Here is an 18,247-nt window from a genome sequence, read left to right as displayed (position 1 = left end):
GATTATTGTTGTGAATTTAGTGTATTAGACGTAAGGAGGGATTCAAAAGGTTTAAATGAAATTAATTTTTTTTGTGTAAGCTACAAATAATTGAGCTTACACAATTTTATTTGGGGATTAGCGTTATTCTGCAGGGGATGCTTCGCTTTCTTCTTCAGTTATTTCTGCGGTTTTGTAGCTCCAACCTAAAAATACGATGCGTGCCGAAGAAGCAGGCGTGCCGCCATTTTGTACTTGTAATAAACCCGCATCATAGTGAGCACCACTGCCCCCTGTTGCGGTAATTGTTGAGCCACGCACACTACCAAACAGCTCACCACTGCCCGATAGCTTCACCGTTGTCAAAGGGGCATAAATAGCTGCATATAAATTCGCAGCACCACTAAACTGCACCCCATTCACACCATTAAATGATGAGTAGAATGATAACGACGGATGACCACTGGTGGTTAATCCTTCTTGCTCAGTAATGACTTTTGCGCCTGCACCAATATTTACTTTCCCGGTTAATAACACTGTTAAGCTACTGTCTTTTTTAATTGTTAGGCTGGTATCCCCTTCCATCGAAAAGTCGCCATCAATCAGTAAAATAACATCACCACCAGAAACTTCCATTTTGCCGTCACTGGTCATCTTGAGTCTATCAAGTGCAAAAATATACTCTTTGCTGTTACTGCCATTGGCTTGGTTTTGCGCTTTAGAGTTAAACAAGAAAATATCGGCAAGGCTCGGCAAAATAACTTGGCTACCACCGCTACTAAAAAAGCCCTTTTCAGTATTAAGTTTAAATTGTTGCGTAGGACCAATCGAAACAGAACTATAACTGCTCACTTGGTCTGTGATGTCTGTCATTTTCTCTGGCAAAATTAACGGGTCGCAGCTGGTGTCTGGATTTGTTGGGTCATAATCGGGGGCTGTTGGGTCAGCAACGGTAATCGGTTCAACATTCGGGTTTACATTAAACTTACTATCACTGTAGTGCACACCATCTTGTTGATTATTGTAGGTATCTTTAAAATCACCAGAGCCACCATACATTATATCCAGCGCTTCGCTTTGGCTATTCGTAATGAATGTTGACCACTGCATTTTCGCATCACCATTGGCTCGCACAACGCCCGAAACAGTCCCACCACGGTGGGTATAATAACCTCGGGTATAGACATTACCGTCAACACGTAACCCACTGCCAGGAGAGATATAAACGCCGGTATTTGAATGGATATTACCAATAATTGGTGATGAACCATTTAAGTAGATAACCCCGGTTGCTTTTACATCGCCTTTTATCGGTGAATGGCCCGATAGCACCACGTCTGAGTCGCCAGCAATCGTTGAAACATCACCATCATTAGACTTAGTTTCTTCGTACGTGCCTTTGCTAGAATCGTAGCTATCGATACTGCCACTCCCCGACAGATTAACCCCTTTACAGCCCACCATCGCATTAGTGAAAATCGAGCTGCCTTTCGCGCCTTGTACAGCAAAACGGGCGACTAAGTTACTTTGTGCATCACCATCAAATCGTTGCCCTAAGCTTGCAATTTCAAGCTCACCAGCAGCATTTTTACTTAAACTGGCATTAAAAATGGCATCATCAGCAATAACACCTGAGCCCGATGCATTACTGGTTTTACTGATCAAATCTTCAACCGCTAATACACCTTCGTCATTCAAGGTTTGTTGCAATAACTTAGCTTGTTCAAACACACCTTTTTCTGCCAATAAGCGACTGTTTAATTTCTTTTGAAAGTTACCACTTAAGCGCTCTTGAACAATGTTTTCACGCAGCGAACTAAGCACCACGATGCTGGCCATACTGGTTAAGATCAACACTGTAATTAGGGTGAAACCATTTTGCTTGTTATACACTGCCAGCTCCGTATGCTTTGACTAATATTGCATTGGTTAAGGCAATATCAATATTAATGCCATTGCCAAATTGAGCAGGTAAATCATTTGGCTTTACAGTAACGGTAACAAGCTCACCGGCGATATCAAATGACAAAGCTTCGATACCTGTCAGTAATCGCTCTGAGGCAGCACCATCGAGTGAACACATTAAGTTACTACCATTTAAGCTATATACTTCAACCACCTGCGCAGTTGTCGCAGAGCCATCACAAGCAATGACACCACTTGGCTGAGTAATAGTAATCGTGCTTTTATCTGCACTGATGGTGGGTGTTAGTTGTGTTTGCTTTATGCTGCGGTTGAATACTTTACTGGTATAGCGAATCACTTCTTGAGCGTTTTCAAGCTCTTTACTTACTTCAATCGTGCTTTTTATCGCCGAGTAAGACAAGCTCACTCCAGCTAATAAAAAAGCGCCTGCTGCCAATGCCACCATCAGTTCAACTAAGGTAAAACCCTGAACGTGTTTATTCATGAGCATACCGCCGTTAAGTCAGGGAAACTGGCATTTAGACTAATTTGATTTTCTGCATTGTCTGTCATGCGCTTATCGACCCAAGCCACATTAACTTGCATATCATCACTGTAAGTAGCTGGGATCGTCAGTTGATAATCACTCACTTGTGGCGCGAGCGAAGCTCTAAATGTCGCGTCTTGAAAAAGTGCGGTATTGGTTTTTTGAATTTCACAAATACGCGGCCACAAACGCTCTATGGTGTTTTGCCCTTGAATAAGTGACACGGTGTAATTAAAGCTATTGGTTGCATATTGTAGCGACTTTAGCTGCGCTGCCGCCAAGCCTAATAATGCGATGCCAGCGATCACCACTGAAATCATCACTTCTAATAATGAAAAGCCTGCCTGCTTATTCATGCACATCCTCGCTGTGAATTTTCTACTAACCAGTTTTGGCCACTTTTAAGCACACACATCACGTAATCTGTGGTATTTGTGTGCTCATCTTTTACTAAAATTTCAGCTTGTTTATCAACTTCGCCACTGGCACTAATAGCCAATGCGACTAAATTGACGGTAACACCGCTTTTTGTGACCGAAAATTCTTTTAAAACCGTGTCTACCCCGCCCTCGTTGAGGGTCACTTGCCAGCTATTATTACTGACAACTAGGTTAATAGGTTTGTCGCGTTTGACCGCTTCACTGCGTGCAAATTTATAAGCACTATTTAATTGATTTGCAGTAGTTACCACGCGATCTTGCAAAATTTGTTGGCTAAAAGACGGAAAAGCAAGGGCTGCCATAATGCCAATAACACTCAGCACAACCATTAACTCAATTAAGGTAAACCCTGCAATTCGACGCAATTGTGTTACTCCCAGCAATCACTAAATGAAGCGCTATAACTACCATCATGTTTAACGGTTAAGTCACCACAGCGATCACTTGCTTGCGCCGAACCCGATTTAGGAGCGGCTTTTAAACTGTAGCCACGATTTTTAAAGTCGCTTACAGCACCTGATACTTTATCTGTTGCTGTGTAGGTAAAGGTGTAATAATCAGTATTTTGGGTTACGAATGCGTTAGGGTACCCGCCATTTCGTGAATAAATACGTTCGAGACTGGCGCTGTATTGCAGTAACTCTTGTTGAATATCAGCACGGCGACTACGTTGCATGTGCTCAGTGTAAGCAGGCAGTGCTACGCTATACAGAATCCCTAAAATAGCGATCACGATAAGAATTTCTACTAATGTAAATCCTGTTTGTTTACCCATTCCATGTGGTACTAATGCACTTTTCAACCTCAACCCCTTAATACTTTTTAACCAGCACAATATAAATGACAGCGTTGTCAGTGTCAATTTTAACCAATTTACTTTTACTCATTCGATTATACTAATAAGAATAAGAAAATTAAGAAAAAAGAACGCATGTTTGTAAAATAGGTAAGATTATAGGATTGGTATTTGTCTGTTTAAAATATAGAAACTAATACTATTAGATGGTAACCGAGGAAGCAATAGCGGTACAAAATGCTACAATTCATAAATTTCAGGCACAAAAAAGCCGCACCTAAGTGCGGCTTTTTTTACTTAATATTGCTATTAAGCTTCAGCGATAACGATTACTTTGATAGTAGCCGATACGTCTGAGTGTACTGCGATTGCTACGTCAAATTCGCCAGTCTCACGGATAGTACCTAGAGGTAAACGAACTTCTGATTTAGCAACTTCAACGCCAACAGCTGAAATAGCTTCAGCGATGTCGCGAGTACCGATAGAACCGAATAACTTGCCTTCGTCACCAGCTTTAGAAACTAGTGTAACTTCAGCTAATGCTTCTAACTTGTCAGCGCGAGCTTGAGCAGCAGCTAGATCTTCAGCGATCTTAGCTTCTAAATCAGCACGACGTGCTTCGAAAGTTTCGATGTTAGCTTTAGTTGCAGGAACTGCCTTACCTTGTGGGAAAAGGAAGTTACGTGCGAAGCCAGATTTAACTACAACCTGGTCACCTAGGCCACCTAGGTTTGCGATCTTGTCTAGTAGAATAACTTGCATGTCTCTACACCTTTTAAAAACTGTTAATCCGCTGCTTACTTATGTAAGTCAGTGTATGGAAGAAGGGCTAAGTAGCGAGCACGCTTGATAGCAGTTGCTAGCTGACGCTGATATTTAGCGCTAGTACCTGTGATACGGCTAGGTACGATTTTGCCACTTTCTGTAACATAGTTTCTAAGAGTAGCTAGATCTTTATAATCGATTTGTTGTACGCCTTCCGCTTTGAAGCGGCAGAACTTACGACGTCTGAAATAACGTGCCATGAGTAAAATTCCTCAAAAAATTCTTTCTATATGTTGAGCATGCAAGACCAATTGGCTTAAGCCGTTTCGGCCTTCGTGACGGTTTAAAAACCCCGTCACTTGCACTTGTTGCCCAACGTGCAATTGTTGAGTTTGTTGTTGCATTGGCGTGCCGCTGGCAACAACTTGAAGCCTGACATAACTATTACGGTTAAGGTCTGCTTCAACTTGCATCGATTTATGTTCAAGAACAAAAATACAATGCGGTATACCAGCAGGGCTTTGACTATATTTAGGTGTTTTACAAACAACCCCAGATAGTGTCAGCTGATTCATATAAGGATTAAGCGGTTGGCTCATCTTTTTGTCTCAACTGCAAGCGCCATGCTTGAACTCAAAACGATTAAGCAGCTGGTGCTTCTTTCTTCTCTTCTTTCGCAAGAGGAGATGCTTCAGTTACAGCGTCTTTAGTACGCATAACTAAGTTACGAAGCACTGCATCGTTGTAGCGGAAAGTAGTTTCTAGCTCGCTGATTACTTCAGTAGGTGCTTCAACGTTCATAAGAACATAATGAGCTTTGTGAAGCTTGTCGATTGGGTAAGCCAATTGACGACGGCCCCAGTCTTCAAGACGGTGGATAGTACCACCAGCTTCAGTGATAGAACCAGTATAACGTTCGATCATACCAGGTACTTGCTCACTCTGATCAGGGTGAACCATGAATACGATTTCGTAATGACGCATGGATATTCCTTACGGTTAATAGAGCCTTCTACCGTTTCGGCCAGTCGGTTTAAGGCAAGGAATTAAATTTAATAAGCCGAAATGAGCGCGCATTTTACGCTTAGATTGATAATTAAGCAAGATAAAACAGCAAGCCAAGCTAGATTATTGTGCTCTATTAAAATTTTCTAAACGCTAAAAACAAAAAACCCAGCCGAGGCTGGGTTTTTGAGATTCTGAAAACTAAAATTACTTGATTTTAGCTTCTTTGAAAATCACGTGTTTACGAGCTTTAGGATCGTATTTTTTGATTTCCATTTTTTCAGGCATGTTACGCTTGTTCTTGTCGGTAGTGTAGAAAAAACCAGTACCAGCAGTTGAAACTAAACGGATCTTATCGCGCATGATTCAGTTCCTTAAACTTTTTCGCCACGAGCACGGATTTCTGTAAGAACCGCGTCGATGCCTTTTTTATCGATAATACGCATACCTTTAGTAGTAGTGCGTAGTGTTACAAAACGTTTTTCACTTTCAACCCAAAAACGGTGAGTTTGTAGGTTAGGTAGGAAACGACGTTTAGTCGCGTTTCTCGCGTGTGAACGGTGGTTACCAACCGCTGGACGCTTACCTGTAACTTGACATACTTTAGACATGTCTATATATCTCCAATAACTTCGCTCGAGCTTAATTTTCCCTTAGGCCAGTATTTGTGCCCCGGGATAAATCGAAGGGCGCTCTTTATACAGCTTATACAGGCAAAGATCAAGTAACAGATCTTATCCAATCAGCTCATGTGTAAATTTGATAGCGGCTAATTATAAAGATCGAATGCCCTTAGGGAAAGTAAAAACTGCATTTAAATTAAACTAATTTCTAAAATCGCCCTAAACTGCTCATTTTTAACACACTCTCTAATACAGTTGGCTCTATATAAGCCCTCTTTCAGCAAACGAAACACAATTTTCACCACCCACTATGATGTGATCCAGCACATTTATGTCAATTAAGGCTAAGGCTTGCTGTAATTTTGTAGTGATTAATTTATCGGCCTGACTAGGTTCAGCAACCCCGCTTGGGTGGTTATGAGCAAGTATTAGTGCCGCCGCATTATTACGCAGCGCAGCTTTAACAACTTCGCGTGGGTACACAGAAGCGGCATTAATAGTGCCGTAAAAAAGTACTTCGTCTTTAATTAGCTGGTTTTGACTATCTAAGTACAGCACCATAAATACTTCTTGCTGTAAGCCTCGCAGCTGAATAGTTAAATAGTCATACACGGCTTGCGGCGAAGTAAATAGTGCCTCGCGCTTACATTGCTCAAGCATATAGCGCCGGCTTAGCTCAAGTACCGCTTGAAGCTGCACATACTTAGCGGCTCCTAAACCCTTTTGGGCACAGAACTCTTGTTCAGATGCATTAAATAAGTCGTGCAAAGTGCTGTTTATATCGAGCAGGTGCTCCGCCAGCTCAATGGCATTCATACCCGGCACACCGGTACGTAAGAATATTGCTAATAACTCTGCATCTGAGAGTGCTTTGGCTCCTTGGGCAAGTAACTTCTCCCGCGGCCTTGCTGATAAAGGTAAATCGGTTAATGGCATTGCTTCATCCTTAAAACAACTATTCCACTTATTAAACTGTACTATAAAATCCAATTTTTTCCTGTCTGTATAAAAGAAAACTTCATGCTATCGGTAAAGATTTGCTATCGTTAGCCCATATCGACAAAGGTTAAATTTCACGTAATGACAAAATCAGTAAATAAAAAAATCCTGCTAGGTATGAGTGGTGGTATTGCAGCCTATAAATGTGCAGAACTTGTTCGCCGTTTAAAAGATCAAGGCTGTGAAGTAAAAGTCGTCATGACCGACTCAGCAAAACACTTTATTACTCCTTTAACTATGCAAGCGGTAAGCGGTGAGATTGTTTCTGATTCATTACTCGACCCCGCAGCAGAAGCCGCAATGGGTCATATCGAATTTGCCAAATGGGCAGACCTTATTTTAGTCGCCCCTGCAACCAGCAATATTTTAGCGAAAATGGCCATGGGTATTGCAGATGACTTACTAACAACCCTACTACTGGCTACCCCTGCAAAAGTAGCGGTTGCGCCTGCAATGAACCAACAAATGTATGCCCACCCTGCTACACAAGCAAATATTGCCACACTAAGTGAGCGCGGCGTGGCTATTTGGGGCCCAGGTAAAGGCGAGCAAGCCTGTGGTGATGTTGGCGCAGGACGCATGTTAGAGCCTCATGAGTTAGTCGCACTTTGTACACAACCTGAAGTAGAGCCATTACTTGCAGGCAAAACCGTCACGATTACAGCAGGACCAACCCGAGAAGCCCTCGACCCTGTTCGTTATATCTCTAATCACAGCTCAGGCAAAATGGGTTATGCCCTTGCAGAAGCTGCACTTGCGCTAGGTGCAAAGGTAAATCTGATTTCAGGCCCCGTAACAATTAAAGCACCTGCTAATGCCCTGCTTACTAATATAGAAAGTGCTGAGCAATTACTTACCGCCTCAATGAAGCTTGCCGCGCAATCGGATGCTTTTATCGGCTGTGCAGCAGTGGCTGATTACCGTGCAGCTGCAATTCATGAGCAAAAGATGAAAAAGCAAGGTGATGAACTGACCCTTACCTTAGTTAAAAACCCAGATGTTATCGCTAACGTCGCTGCGCTTAGCGAAAACCGCCCTTATACCGTTGGCTTTGCGGCAGAAACTCAAGATGTTGCAAGCTATGCACAAGGTAAATTAAAGAATAAAAACCTCGATATGATCTGCGCAAATGACGTATCAAAAGAAGGCCTTGGCTTTAATTCTGATCATAATGCTTTAACACTCTTCTGGCACAATGAGCAGCTAGATTTAGCAATGGGAAGTAAAAAAGATTTAGCCATGAGCGTGATGACTGAGCTTGCCAAGCGTTTGTAAAAATGCTGGAAAGAAACTGAATAAAACATTAACATAAGCCACTCATTTGCACAAAAAATGGCTTGTCTGACTCCCAACAGCGCAAGTAATAAATTATAAGAAAGGAATGGTCATGCCTGCGACAAAAAGAAGTAATCGCAAAGAGCAGATTCTGCAAGCACTCGCACAAATGTTAGAAACCAGCCCAGGTCAACGTATCACAACCGCAAAACTCGCGGCTGAGGTAGGTGTGTCTGAAGCTGCGTTATATCGTCATTTTCCGAGTAAAGCACGGATGTTTGAGGGCCTAATCGAGTTTATTGAAGATACCCTGTTATCACGCATTAACCTCATTTTAGAAAATGAGAAAGAAAGCCAAACACGTGTATACAATATTTTGCTGTTATTGTTAGCCTTCGCCGAGAAAAACCCGGGCATTACCCGCATTTTGACCGGTGATGCCTTACAAGGTGAGCAAGAGCGTTTACGTGAGCGTGTACAAGGCTTATTTGAAAAGCTAGAAACTCAGTTCAAGCAAGTGCTACGCGAACGCAAACTGCGCGAAGGCAAAGCATTCCAGTCAGACGAAAGCACCCTAGCCAACTTCTTACTCGCCTATGTAGAAGGTAAGATGAACCAATTCGTGCGCAGCGACTTTAAAGCAAAACCAAGTGCTCAATTTGAAAAACAATGGCCAGAACTACAGAAGATTTGGTTGTAGTGAGTTGCTAGGGGAAAGTTTGAGCTGTCAGCCTTCAGCCGTCAGCTATCAGATTGAATTCCAAACAGTTAGCAAGCTTCTAGAGGAAAGAGTAAAGTTAGCAAGCTGCTTTCTAACTTTCCCTTTTCTAACTACTACCTTTGATTCGCATTATTAATTGCTCTGATTAAGCCCGCTAACATCATTGATAATTCTTGCGTTTCCATTATCCATTTATTTGCCAGCTCTGTGCTAACTTCACCGACCTGAAGCGATATATAGAGCTGTGATCTTAGCTCACCACAACTTCCTTTTGCATAGTAAAGAAAACGCACACAATCTTTTGAAGACATCCGCTCATAGCCTTCTGCTATATTCGATGAAATAGACAAGCTAGAGCGCTTAATTTGGTCTTTCAAGCAATACTCACGACTCGATTTAAAGTGTTGAAAAATTGCAATTGCTAACGTAGCAGAGCGCTTCCAAACATCTAGGTTTTCAAATTTCATTTTAAATATCCTTATTTAAAACATATCTCTACTTATAGCCTAGCAACTCCCATATTCCAATTTCCCTCTCGAAACTTTCCCCTTTCCCCTTTCCCCTTTCCCCTTTCCCCTTGCAACTTTCCCCTAGCAACTTTCCCCTAGCAACTTTCCCCTTCCACCTCCCCAAACACGCCACTTATCGTATCTACTCGAATTGTTTATTAAAAACGCTACACTGGGTGCATCAATTTAAAAACAACGAGAAAGATGAATGAAAGCGCAATTATCACTTTTGAGCTTAGCCTTGGTGACAAGCCTTGGTAGTGCACAGGTTGGTGCGAAAGAAGCTCTGCAATTTAAAGACGTGTTTGATTTTAAATACGCAAAAGGCACCCAACTTTCTGAAGATGGCCAAATTCTTAGCTTTAGTGCCGACCCGTATCGCGGTAATGCACAAGGTCAGGTTTATACATTAAACAACAACACCCTGCTAACTAGCGTTGAGCGCGGTACTCGCCCAACTATTAATAAAGCAGCAAACTGGGTGGCTTTTACTCAGGTACCAACCCTACTTGAAAAAGAAACCACCAAGAAAAAAGACCAGCTAAAAAACAACCTTGTTTTAGTGAATACTAAAAATGGTGAGCAACAAACCTTTAACGATGTAAAAGACTATGCGTTATCGGATGATGGTGTATGGCTTGCTTACAGACTCGATAAGAAAGCAGAAAAAGCAGATAAAAAAGACAGCGAAGAAAAAGACGAAAACAGCAGCGAAATCAAACCAGACAAAAAAGATAAAAGCTTTGATTTAGTGCTTGTTAACCTTCAAGACAAAACCACTCACACCCTAAACAATGTATTCAGCTATGCGATTAGCAGCACCGGTGAGCAGTTATTAGCAAGCCAAAGCTACAGTAATGGTGCCGACAACCAAGTTGTATTAGTTGATCTTAATAATGACTTTGCAACGAGTGTACTGATTGATGAGCCGGGCGTTGTGGCAAACAAAATAGCTTGGCAGCCAAACAGCAATACCGCAGCGCTGTTAATTGGTAATTACGTGAATGATGATACACGCCGCCGTGACCACAGCTTACAGCTTTTACAAAATGGGGCACTTTCAACCATTCACTCTGCAGATAGCAGCTGGACTATTGGCAAAACAGCATCGCTAAAATGGTCTGAAGATGGTGCTCGTTTATACTTTGAAAATCACCCTAAACTCGCTGCAAAAGTTGCCCTAAAAGAATACAAAGATGAAGCCTCTTTATATGATTTCGATACCATTCGCGACCAAAAGGGCCTCAACGTTTGGCACAATAAAGACGCTGAAATTAAGCCACGCGAAGAGCAGCAATGGAACAAAGCGAATAAGCTTCGTCATTACCAAGCGGTATATCATGTAAATGGTCAACACGTTTTGCAGTTAAGCACGCCGAACATGCCTGAGGTTTCGCTAAATACTCATCGCGAAGCGCTATTAGGCTATTCAGACCGACCTTACCTAGAACGTGTTATGTATGGCGGTTTTTACGCAGATTACTTCAGCGTTGATGTTAAAACCGGTAAACAAACCGCTATTGTCAGCGACTATCCGTTTAGACCAAGCCTTGCGCCTAATGGTCAATTTGCGGCATTTTTCCAAGACAGCCAAGTGCAGCTTAAAGATTTAGGTAACAACAAGGTTTCAACCTTATCTAAAGCAATTAACGCTATTTTTGCTGATGATAAACATGACTACCCTTCGCCTCAACCGGGTTATGGTTTTGCAGGCTGGTTAAACGACAGCAGCCAAGTACTGGTTTACAGCAAATTTGATATTTGGGCTTTTGATGTCGCAACACAAAAAGCAACCCGTTTAACTCAAGGTAAAGAAACCAATACCCAATATCGTGTTATTAAACTTGATAAAGACCAAGTGGGCTTTGCTAAAGACGAAACATTATTGCTAAGTGCAAAGAACCTGCAAGATAAGCAAACTGAAATTGCCAAACTTGACTTAGCAAGCAATAAAGTAAGCAAAGTACTTTCAGGTAAAAAGCGCTATGATGTAGTTAAAAAGGCGAAAAATGCCGACAAATACCTATTTACTGCGCAAACATATCAGCAATTCCCTGATTACTACCAAACTGACTTTAGCTTTAAAAAGCCACAACGTGTTACCAACCTAAACCCACAAATTAGCAACTTTGCATGGGGCCAAAAGCCTGAGCTTATTAGCTACAAAGGCTTTGATGGTGAAGACTTACAAGGCGTATTAATTAAGCCTGCGGGCTACAAAAAAGGCGATAAGGTTCCGGTGGTTGTGTACTTCTACCGCTACATGAGCCAACGCATGTATGACTTCCCGAAAATGGAATTAAATCATCGTCCTAACTTCCCGATGTTTACCTCAAATGGTTATGCGATTTTCTTACCTGATATCCGTTTTGAAATTGGTCACCCAGGTAAATCGTCAACTCAAACGATGATCAACGCCACTCAAAAGTTGATTGATTTAGGCATTGCTGATCCAGATAAAATTGGTTTACAAGGTCACTCATGGGCAGGCTACCAAAGTGCCTTTATGATCACGCAAACAGATATGTTTAAGGCTGTTGTATCGGGTGCGCCAGTATCTAACATGACCAGTGCATATAGCGGTATTCGCTTAAAATCAGGTCTTGCGCGTCAGTTCCAATACGAAACAGGGCAAAGCCGCATTGGTAAAACGTTATTCGAAGCGCCAGAGCTATACATCGAAAACTCACCGGTATTCTTTGCCGATAAAGTAAATACCCCAATTCTGATTATGTTTGGCGACAAAGATGACGCTGTGCCATGGCACGAAGGGGTTCAATATTACCTCGCGCTTCGTCGTGCAGGTAAAGATGCCACCTTCTTACAATACGAGGGTGAACCACATCACCTGAAGAAATTCCCTAACCAAGTGGATTTCTCAGTACGCATGATGGAATATTTTGATCACTACTTAAAAGGCAAACCAGCCGCTGAGTGGATCAAAAACGGCGTACCCTTTATTGAAGAATAAGCAATAAGCTGAATTTAAGCTTACTGCACACCTCCCCAGAGCCAGCATTTTTGCTGGCTTTGTTCTATAAAATCAATCACACCATCTATTTTTTCGATTTTATCAATCGATTTAAACCCCAGTTTGTAAGTGGAAAGTTAATCAGAACAACTCTATATTTCACCCAACTTCTAACTGGAGACAACACAATGTTTAAGAAATCAACGTCAGCTTTGTCTAAAGTAGCTGTTGCGGTATCACTGTTGGTGGCAACAGGCGTACAAGCTACAAACGACATCAAATCAAACCAATTCTGGTGGCCAGAGCAATTAGATCTTAGCCAACTTCGTGCCCATGGCGCAGAGTCTGATCCTATGGGTCCTTACTTTGATTACAAAAAAGAATTCTTAAAGTTAGACCTAAACGCAGTGAAAGCTGATATTGAGAAAGTATTGACTGATTCTCAAGATTGGTGGCCTGCTGACTACGGTCACTATGGTCCGTTCTTCATCCGTATGGCGTGGCACGCATCAGGTACTTACCGTACTTTTGATGGTCGTGGTGGCGCAGGCGGTGGTCAACAACGTTTCGACCCATTAAACAGCTGGCCTGATAACGCGAACCTTGATAAAGCGCGTCGTTTACTTTGGCCTATAAAACAAAAATACGGTCGCAGCATTTCTTGGGCTGACTTAATGGCGTTAACAGGCAACGTTGCGCTTGAATCAATGGGCTTCAAAACCTTCGGTTATGCAGGTGGTCGTGAAGACGATTGGGAACCAGATTACGTATACTGGGGCCCTGAAGGCAAAATGTTAACTGACGAACGTCGTGACAAAAAAGGCAAACTTAAAGGCCCATTAGCGGCAGTTGAGATGGGCTTAATCTATGTAAACCCAGAAGGCCCTCACGGTAACCCTGATCCACTTCTAGCAGCAGAAGACATTCGTTTATCATTCGGCCGCATGGCAATGAACGATGAAGAAATCGTTGCGCTAATCGCCGGTGGTCACAGCTTTGGTAAAGCACACGGTGCGAAAAAAGCGACGTGTTTAGACAAAGAGCCAGCAGCAGCAGGTATCGAAGAGCAAGGTTTAGGTTGGAAAAACAAATGTGGTAAAGGTCACTCAGAAGATACCATCACTTCAGGCCTTGAAGGTGCATGGACAGTGACACCAACACGTTGGTCAATCAACTACCTACAAAACTTATTCAGCTTTGAGTGGGTTAAAACTAAGAGCCCTGCAGGTGCGACTCAGTGGATCCCTGAAAATGGTCAAGCATCTAACCTAGTGCCAGATGCGCACATTAAAGGTAAGCGTCATGCGCCTATCATGTTCACAACTGATATCGCGTTAAAAGCAGATCCTGAGTTCCGTAAGATTTCAGAGCGTTTCTTAAACGACCCGAAAGAGTTCGAACTGGCATTTGCTAAAGCATGGTTCAAACTAAACCACCGCGATATGGGTCCACGTGCTCGTTACCTAGGTGACTTAGTGCCAGAAGAAGTATTAATTTGGCAAGACTATATCCCTGCGGTTGACCACAAACTAGTAGACAGCAAAGATATCGCGTCACTTAAAGCTAGCATCTTAGATTCAGGTTTATCTGTATCTGAACTAGTGCGTGTTGCTTGGGCATCAGCAGCAAGCTACCGCGACACAGATATGCGTGGTGGTGCAAACGGTGCACGTATTCGCTTTGCTCCGCAAAAAGATTGGCCGGTAAACAACCCGAAAGAAGTAGCTAAAGTACTTAGCAAACTTGAGAAAATCCAAACTAAGTTCAACAAAAAAGCATCTGGCGGTAAAGAAATTTCACTAGCAGATATGATTGTTCTTGGTGGTGCGGCTGCAATCGAAAAAGCAGCAAGCGACGCAGGTTTCTCTATCGCAGTACCGTTCAAGCCAGGTCGTATGGACGCGTCATTAGAAATGACTGACGTTGAATCATTCGAAGTACTTGAGCCAACAGCAGATGCGTTCCGTAACTACTACAGCTCAGCATGGAAATCACCGGCTGAAATGTTAGTTGAACGTGCTGATTTACTAAGCTTATCAGTACCAGAAATGACTGCATTACTGGGTGGTATGCGTGCCCTTAACGCAAATACTGACCAAACTAAACACGGTGTATTCACGAAAAAACCTGGCACATTAAGCAACGATTTCTTCGTTAACCTATTAGATATGTCAACGAAGTGGTCTAAGTCTTCTGAGGAAGGTGTTTACGAAGGCCGTGACCGTAAGTCAGGCAAACTTAAGTGGACAGCAACACCAGTAGATTTAATCTTCGGTTCAAACTCAGAGCTACGTTCAATTGCTGAAGTGTATGCCTCTGACGATGCTAAACAGAAGTTCGTTGATGACTTCGTAGCAGCATGGACTAAAGTAATGACGCTAGATCGTTTCGACCTACGTTAACCCATATTTTCGCAACCAACAAAGCCGCTAAGTTAGCGGCTTTTTTTATTTTCGTTGATAATTTACTCGACAAGGCAGCGGTTTACGTTAAAAATAAAACTTTACTATTACATTTATTTGGACACAGACATTAGGGATGATTGCGCGTTTTTTACTGCTTTTTGTTATCTACTCATTATGCCTAAGCATGACTAGCCAAAGCCGTGCAGATAACTCCCCTATTGTTAATATCGATCAACGTAGCGTTGACCTCACTCAATTTGCTATGAGCTATTTTATTGATAGCACAGGCGCCATGTCTCTTTCACAAGTTCAGCAGCAAAATTTTATCAACAGTCAAAACGAGCTTACTTTGGGCACTAACGCTAAAACAACGTGGTCAAAAATAGTTATAAAAAATAGCTACAGCGATACTCTACGCTTATTTGTGCATAACCCAGATGCCTATCATTTAGAAGAAGTCAGCTTTTACGAAACACAATCAGCTCAACTGATAAACCAATCGGTTATCCAACTTGATAAAACAGGCCCTAAAGCCAATATGTTTGGTGGCAGTGCCGTGTTTTCGTTTTATATTGCCCCCAACCAGCAAAAAACAATTTACGTAAAAAGCGTCACCTTTTCTCATCAGTGGTTTGCACTAACGATATATGATGAAGAGCATTCAAAGCGGGCTCTTGTCGGGAATGGTAATTACATTGCGCTACTTGTCGGGATGATGTTAGCGCTGATGATTTATAACTTCTTCTTGTATTTATCGGCCCGTAAAATCGAGAACATTGTTTACGCCCTGTATCTTATCTCTGGCACGGTGTGGGTGGCGCTATCTTATGGTGTTGCAGCTAACTTCTTTGGTATTTTTAGTGCTGAGCTATTACAGCTCAATTCTAACTTACTGAGCATGCCAAGCTTTTTAGTAATTTTTGTAATGCTCATTTTCGAAACCAAAAAGCATTACCCTAAAGAGCATATCGCGCTGTCGATTATTTTGTTCTTACTGGTTGCTGACTTTATCTATAGCTTGTTCGATATTGTGGGGGCATTAAAACCTGCCAGTAGCTTGGCAGCTTTAATGATGACGGTGACATTTGGAGTATCTATTTCTCTGTGGCGCAAAGGTAACACACTGGCAAAATACTTTTTGCTCGGCCACTCTATGTTCGTTATTTTTAATATGCTGGCGGTGCTTTATTACAAGGGGATCAGCGACGCAAACGTGATAAATAGCCACGGTGTAGGCATAGGTATTTTGCTCGAAGCATTAATGATGGCGTTTATTCTTTCTTATCGAATTAAGAGCCTCGAAAAAATTAAAGCACAGCAAACTGAGCTCAATCGCTTGGTCGATACAGACCCTATGACAGGCCTGTATAACCGCCGTTACTTTGACAGAAAAAGTGAAGAACTCATTGCCGCTATGGCAAGTAATCAGCAAGAGTTGAACCTCCTAATTGCTGATCTCGACCACTTCAAAAACATCAACGACACATATGGTCACGATATTGGCGATAAAGTCATTGTCGCATTTGCCAACATACTCACCTCAGAGCAAGGCCTTGCTGATATAGCCTGCCGTTACGGCGGCGAAGAGTTTGTGTTATTACTCAATTGTAACCTACTTGATGCCAAGCAAGTTGCCGAGCGAATTCGCCAAAAAGCCCAAGAAACCTACATCACCATTGATGAAGTACAAACCGTGCAATTTACCGTGAGTATTGGTGTACATAGCGTTGGCCATGCTTCAACAACTGTGAAAGAAACCCTCACCATTGCCGACAAAGCATTGTATAAAGCAAAAAGTAACGGCCGTAATTGTGTTGAAGTGGCTGCTTGAGGGGAAAGTTTCAAGTTTCAAGTTTCAAGTTTCAAGTTTCAAGTTTCAGAGTAACTTAAGCCTTTAAAACCATTAGCTGAAATGAATGATGGTTGTTCCGGGTTGCTTTTTAGCTTGGTACATAGCCGCATCTGCTTCTTCAATTAGCTGGTTTGCTGCATACACACCATCGCCGAGAAAATGGGCTGTCACACCGATACTTGCTGTGACTTCAATTGACTTACCTTTGCAACTAAAAGGGGCTGAAAATTGATCCGCAATTTTATGTGCCAAGCGATTCAGAATCGTCGTATTAGTCACGCCTGAAATAGTCACTAAAAACTCATCTCCCCCCATTCTTATCACATAATCGGTACTTCTGACGGCAGCTTTAAGTTGCTTTGCAACCCATACCAAAACTTCATCGCCTAGTGCATGACCATGCTGATCGTTGATTTGTTTAAAATCATCTAAGTCGATATAAATAAAGCCCATTCCCTCAGCCACATCACCATTTTCACTAAATACATCATTTAATAGTTGCTCTAGATAACGACGGTTCGGTAATTGAGTAAGCGGGTCAAGATTCGCAAGCTCAATCAAAGCCTGTTCTTTATTTTTTCGAGCTGAAATGTCACGCACAATCGCAAGAAGATAGCTTTTCCCTTGATGGTCGATATGACACACACTCACTTCTGTAGGAAAAACCTGACCATCTTTTTGTTTTAAGCACGACTCAAAAATAGTGGTTTCTTGAGCTTTTATACGCGCCACCCTTTCTTGCCATTTAGCCTTGGTATCGTAGTCAGGGTTAATGTCTGGAATGGTTAGTTTTAAAAGCTCCTCCTTTTCATAACCTAAGCACCTATAAGCAAATTGATTACAATTAAGGATTTGACCAAACTGAGGGTTTGCAACAAAGATGGCATCATTCGATTTATCAACCAAATGAGTCAGCAAAATATCCGCGGCCGCCTCTTTATTGACTGTTGTTAAGTCAATAATTTGCGAAATATAACGCACAACATTACCGTCATGATCCATCTCGGCAACAATATTCAGCTGACAATAAATAGCATGACCCAACTTATGCATGTAACGCTTTTCGATTTGTAAGGGCTGCTCAGGAAACTGATTAAGCTTGGTACGAATAGCTTTATTTAACTCTCTGTCATCAGCATGAGTTATAACAACATCATCGGCGTACACCTCATCGCCTTCGTAACCTAATAGTTGTTTTAGTGCCGGGTTTGCATATTCGAGTTTGCCGCTAGGCGAGGAAAGAATGACAGGAATAGGTGTAATTTCAATTAGCCGATAAACCGGATTAACAAACATCTGTACGTCATTAAGTTTCATGGGCAACTCGAGTTCAATACATTATCACTACTCAGTAAAATGAAATAATAGACTATAAATTAGCTATCAGCTATCAGCTATCAGCTATCAGCTATCAGCTATCAGCTATCAGCTATCAGCTATCAGCTATCAGCTATC

19 protein-coding genes are annotated in these 18,247 nt (G+C 42.1%); 5 read left to right on the top strand and 14 right to left on the bottom strand.

Annotated features, from left to right (window positions below; all coding sequences use genetic code 11):
- Positions 1-123: 123 nt before the first annotated feature.
- From HUS61_RS18420 to radC, 12 genes are all read right to left on the bottom strand, one after another.
- Positions 124-1,872, bottom strand: a complete 1,749-nt coding sequence (locus HUS61_RS18420; protein ID WP_282658945.1) for a polymer-forming cytoskeletal protein — start codon at positions 1,870-1,872, stop codon at positions 124-126.
- Positions 1,865-2,389 carry a prepilin-type N-terminal cleavage/methylation domain-containing protein gene (locus tag HUS61_RS18415; protein ID WP_062565963.1) on the bottom strand — a complete coding sequence of 175 codons (525 nt, stop codon included), beginning with the start codon at positions 2,387-2,389 and terminating at the stop codon, positions 1,865-1,867. The genes HUS61_RS18420 and HUS61_RS18415 overlap by 8 nt, the downstream gene beginning before the upstream one ends.
- Complete coding sequence (locus HUS61_RS18410) at positions 2,386-2,787, bottom strand: prepilin-type N-terminal cleavage/methylation domain-containing protein (RefSeq protein ID WP_054563395.1); 402 nt, start codon at positions 2,785-2,787, stop codon at positions 2,386-2,388. The genes HUS61_RS18415 and HUS61_RS18410 overlap by 4 nt, the downstream gene beginning before the upstream one ends.
- Positions 2,784-3,236, bottom strand: a complete 453-nt coding sequence (locus HUS61_RS18405; RefSeq protein ID WP_058583802.1) for a GspH/FimT family pseudopilin — start codon at positions 3,234-3,236, stop codon at positions 2,784-2,786. Before HUS61_RS18405 ends, HUS61_RS18410 begins: the two co-directional genes overlap by 4 nt.
- 5 nt (positions 3,237-3,241) lie before the next feature.
- Complete coding sequence (locus tag HUS61_RS18400; RefSeq protein ID WP_306464842.1) at positions 3,242-3,673, bottom strand: type IV pilin protein; 432 nt, start codon at positions 3,671-3,673, stop codon at positions 3,242-3,244.
- A gap of 303 nt (positions 3,674-3,976) precedes the next feature.
- A complete protein-coding gene (rplI, locus tag HUS61_RS18395) occupies positions 3,977-4,429 on the bottom strand; it encodes a 50S ribosomal protein L9 (protein WP_054554192.1) in 453 nt (150 codons plus the stop codon).
- 35 nt (positions 4,430-4,464) lie between these two features.
- On the bottom strand, positions 4,465-4,692 hold the full coding sequence (gene rpsR / locus HUS61_RS18390) for a 30S ribosomal protein S18 (RefSeq protein WP_002962753.1): 228 nt from the start codon (positions 4,690-4,692) through the stop codon (positions 4,465-4,467).
- Between the two features lie 12 nt (positions 4,693-4,704).
- Positions 4,705-5,007 (bottom strand): primosomal replication protein N, encoded by a 303-nt coding sequence (priB, locus tag HUS61_RS18385; protein WP_036973732.1) that lies wholly within the window; start codon positions 5,005-5,007, stop codon positions 4,705-4,707.
- Between the two features lie 67 nt (positions 5,008-5,074).
- Positions 5,075-5,416, bottom strand: coding sequence for a 30S ribosomal protein S6 (gene rpsF / locus HUS61_RS18380; RefSeq protein WP_036973113.1), 342 nt, complete (start codon positions 5,414-5,416; stop codon positions 5,075-5,077).
- Between the two features lie 228 nt (positions 5,417-5,644).
- Positions 5,645-5,800, bottom strand: a complete 156-nt coding sequence (gene rpmG / locus HUS61_RS18375; RefSeq protein ID WP_022946036.1) for a 50S ribosomal protein L33 — start codon at positions 5,798-5,800, stop codon at positions 5,645-5,647.
- Between the two features lie 11 nt (positions 5,801-5,811).
- Positions 5,812-6,048 carry a 50S ribosomal protein L28 gene (rpmB, locus tag HUS61_RS18370; RefSeq protein ID WP_036973115.1) on the bottom strand — a complete coding sequence of 79 codons (237 nt, stop codon included), beginning with the start codon at positions 6,046-6,048 and terminating at the stop codon, positions 5,812-5,814.
- A 273-nt stretch (positions 6,049-6,321) separates the two neighbouring features.
- Positions 6,322-6,996 carry a DNA repair protein RadC gene (radC, locus tag HUS61_RS18365; RefSeq protein WP_175080365.1) on the bottom strand — a complete coding sequence of 225 codons (675 nt, stop codon included), beginning with the start codon at positions 6,994-6,996 and terminating at the stop codon, positions 6,322-6,324.
- A gap of 144 nt (positions 6,997-7,140) precedes the next feature.
- Here radC and coaBC point away from each other — a divergent pair, with 144 nt between their 5' ends.
- Positions 7,141-8,334, top strand: coding sequence for a bifunctional phosphopantothenoylcysteine decarboxylase/phosphopantothenate--cysteine ligase CoaBC (coaBC, locus tag HUS61_RS18360; RefSeq protein ID WP_175083313.1), 1,194 nt, complete (start codon positions 7,141-7,143; stop codon positions 8,332-8,334).
- Between the two features lie 112 nt (positions 8,335-8,446).
- Entirely contained in the window at positions 8,447-9,034 is a 588-nt protein-coding gene (gene slmA, locus HUS61_RS18355; protein ID WP_054554189.1) for a nucleoid occlusion factor SlmA, read from the top strand.
- 134 nt (positions 9,035-9,168) lie between these two features.
- Here slmA and HUS61_RS18350 read toward each other — a convergent pair whose 3' ends face one another.
- Positions 9,169-9,522 (bottom strand): four helix bundle protein, encoded by a 354-nt coding sequence (locus tag HUS61_RS18350; protein ID WP_175083312.1) that lies wholly within the window; start codon positions 9,520-9,522, stop codon positions 9,169-9,171.
- 250 nt (positions 9,523-9,772) lie between these two features.
- On the opposite strand from HUS61_RS18350, the gene HUS61_RS18345 reads away from it, so the two are divergent.
- The 3 genes from HUS61_RS18345 to HUS61_RS18335 all read left to right on the top strand — a co-directional run bounded on the left by HUS61_RS18345 (position 9,773) and on the right by HUS61_RS18335 (position 16,771).
- A complete protein-coding gene (locus HUS61_RS18345; RefSeq protein ID WP_175083311.1) occupies positions 9,773-12,535 on the top strand; it encodes a prolyl oligopeptidase family serine peptidase in 2,763 nt (920 codons plus the stop codon).
- Positions 12,536-12,723: 188 nt separating this feature from the next.
- The gene (gene katG, locus HUS61_RS18340) at positions 12,724-14,937 is read left to right on the top strand and encodes a catalase/peroxidase HPI (RefSeq protein ID WP_054563389.1); all 2,214 of its coding nucleotides are present in this window, start codon (positions 12,724-12,726) and stop codon (positions 14,935-14,937) included.
- Between the two features lie 187 nt (positions 14,938-15,124).
- Complete coding sequence (locus HUS61_RS18335; protein ID WP_258536041.1) at positions 15,125-16,771, top strand: diguanylate cyclase; 1,647 nt, start codon at positions 15,125-15,127, stop codon at positions 16,769-16,771.
- A 72-nt stretch (positions 16,772-16,843) separates the two neighbouring features.
- Here the strand turns inward: HUS61_RS18335 and HUS61_RS18330 are convergent, their stop codons facing one another.
- Positions 16,844-18,109: a bifunctional diguanylate cyclase/phosphodiesterase gene (locus HUS61_RS18330; protein WP_175083309.1), complete on the bottom strand. Its 1,266-nt coding sequence runs from the start codon at positions 18,107-18,109 to the stop codon at positions 16,844-16,846.
- Between the last annotated feature and the right edge of the window lie 138 nt (positions 18,110-18,247).

Origin of the sequence: Pseudoalteromonas sp. 0802 (genome assembly GCF_013350085.1) — a bacterium.
Lineage (GTDB): Bacteria > Pseudomonadota > Gammaproteobacteria > Enterobacterales > Alteromonadaceae > Pseudoalteromonas.
This window is presented reverse-complemented; position numbering and strand designations above follow the sequence as displayed.

Coding starts and splice junctions, on each gene's coding strand:
- slmA (WP_054554189.1), top strand. CDS start 8,447: ATGCCTGCGACAAAAAGAAGTAATCGCAAAGAGCAGATTCTGCAAGCA.
- rplI (WP_054554192.1), bottom strand. CDS start 4,429: ATGCAAGTTATTCTACTAGACAAGATCGCAAACCTAGGTGGCCTAGGT.
- rpsR (WP_002962753.1), bottom strand. CDS start 4,692: ATGGCACGTTATTTCAGACGTCGTAAGTTCTGCCGCTTCAAAGCGGAA.
- rpmG (WP_022946036.1), bottom strand. CDS start 5,800: ATGCGCGATAAGATCCGTTTAGTTTCAACTGCTGGTACTGGTTTTTTC.
- HUS61_RS18415 (WP_062565963.1), bottom strand. CDS start 2,389: ATGAATAAACACGTTCAGGGTTTTACCTTAGTTGAACTGATGGTGGCA.
- HUS61_RS18410 (WP_054563395.1), bottom strand. CDS start 2,787: ATGAATAAGCAGGCAGGCTTTTCATTATTAGAAGTGATGATTTCAGTG.
- HUS61_RS18345 (WP_175083311.1), top strand. CDS start 9,773: ATGAAAGCGCAATTATCACTTTTGAGCTTAGCCTTGGTGACAAGCCTT.
- radC (WP_175080365.1), bottom strand. CDS start 6,996: ATGCCATTAACCGATTTACCTTTATCAGCAAGGCCGCGGGAGAAGTTA.
- HUS61_RS18350 (WP_175083312.1), bottom strand. CDS start 9,522: ATGAAATTTGAAAACCTAGATGTTTGGAAGCGCTCTGCTACGTTAGCA.
- rpmB (WP_036973115.1), bottom strand. CDS start 6,048: ATGTCTAAAGTATGTCAAGTTACAGGTAAGCGTCCAGCGGTTGGTAAC.
- priB (WP_036973732.1), bottom strand. CDS start 5,007: ATGAATCAGCTGACACTATCTGGGGTTGTTTGTAAAACACCTAAATAT.
- HUS61_RS18330 (WP_175083309.1), bottom strand. CDS start 18,109: ATGAAACTTAATGACGTACAGATGTTTGTTAATCCGGTTTATCGGCTA.
- katG (WP_054563389.1), top strand. CDS start 12,724: ATGTTTAAGAAATCAACGTCAGCTTTGTCTAAAGTAGCTGTTGCGGTA.
- rpsF (WP_036973113.1), bottom strand. CDS start 5,416: ATGCGTCATTACGAAATCGTATTCATGGTTCACCCTGATCAGAGTGAG.
- HUS61_RS18335 (WP_258536041.1), top strand. CDS start 15,125: ATGACTAGCCAAAGCCGTGCAGATAACTCCCCTATTGTTAATATCGAT.
- coaBC (WP_175083313.1), top strand. CDS start 7,141: ATGACAAAATCAGTAAATAAAAAAATCCTGCTAGGTATGAGTGGTGGT.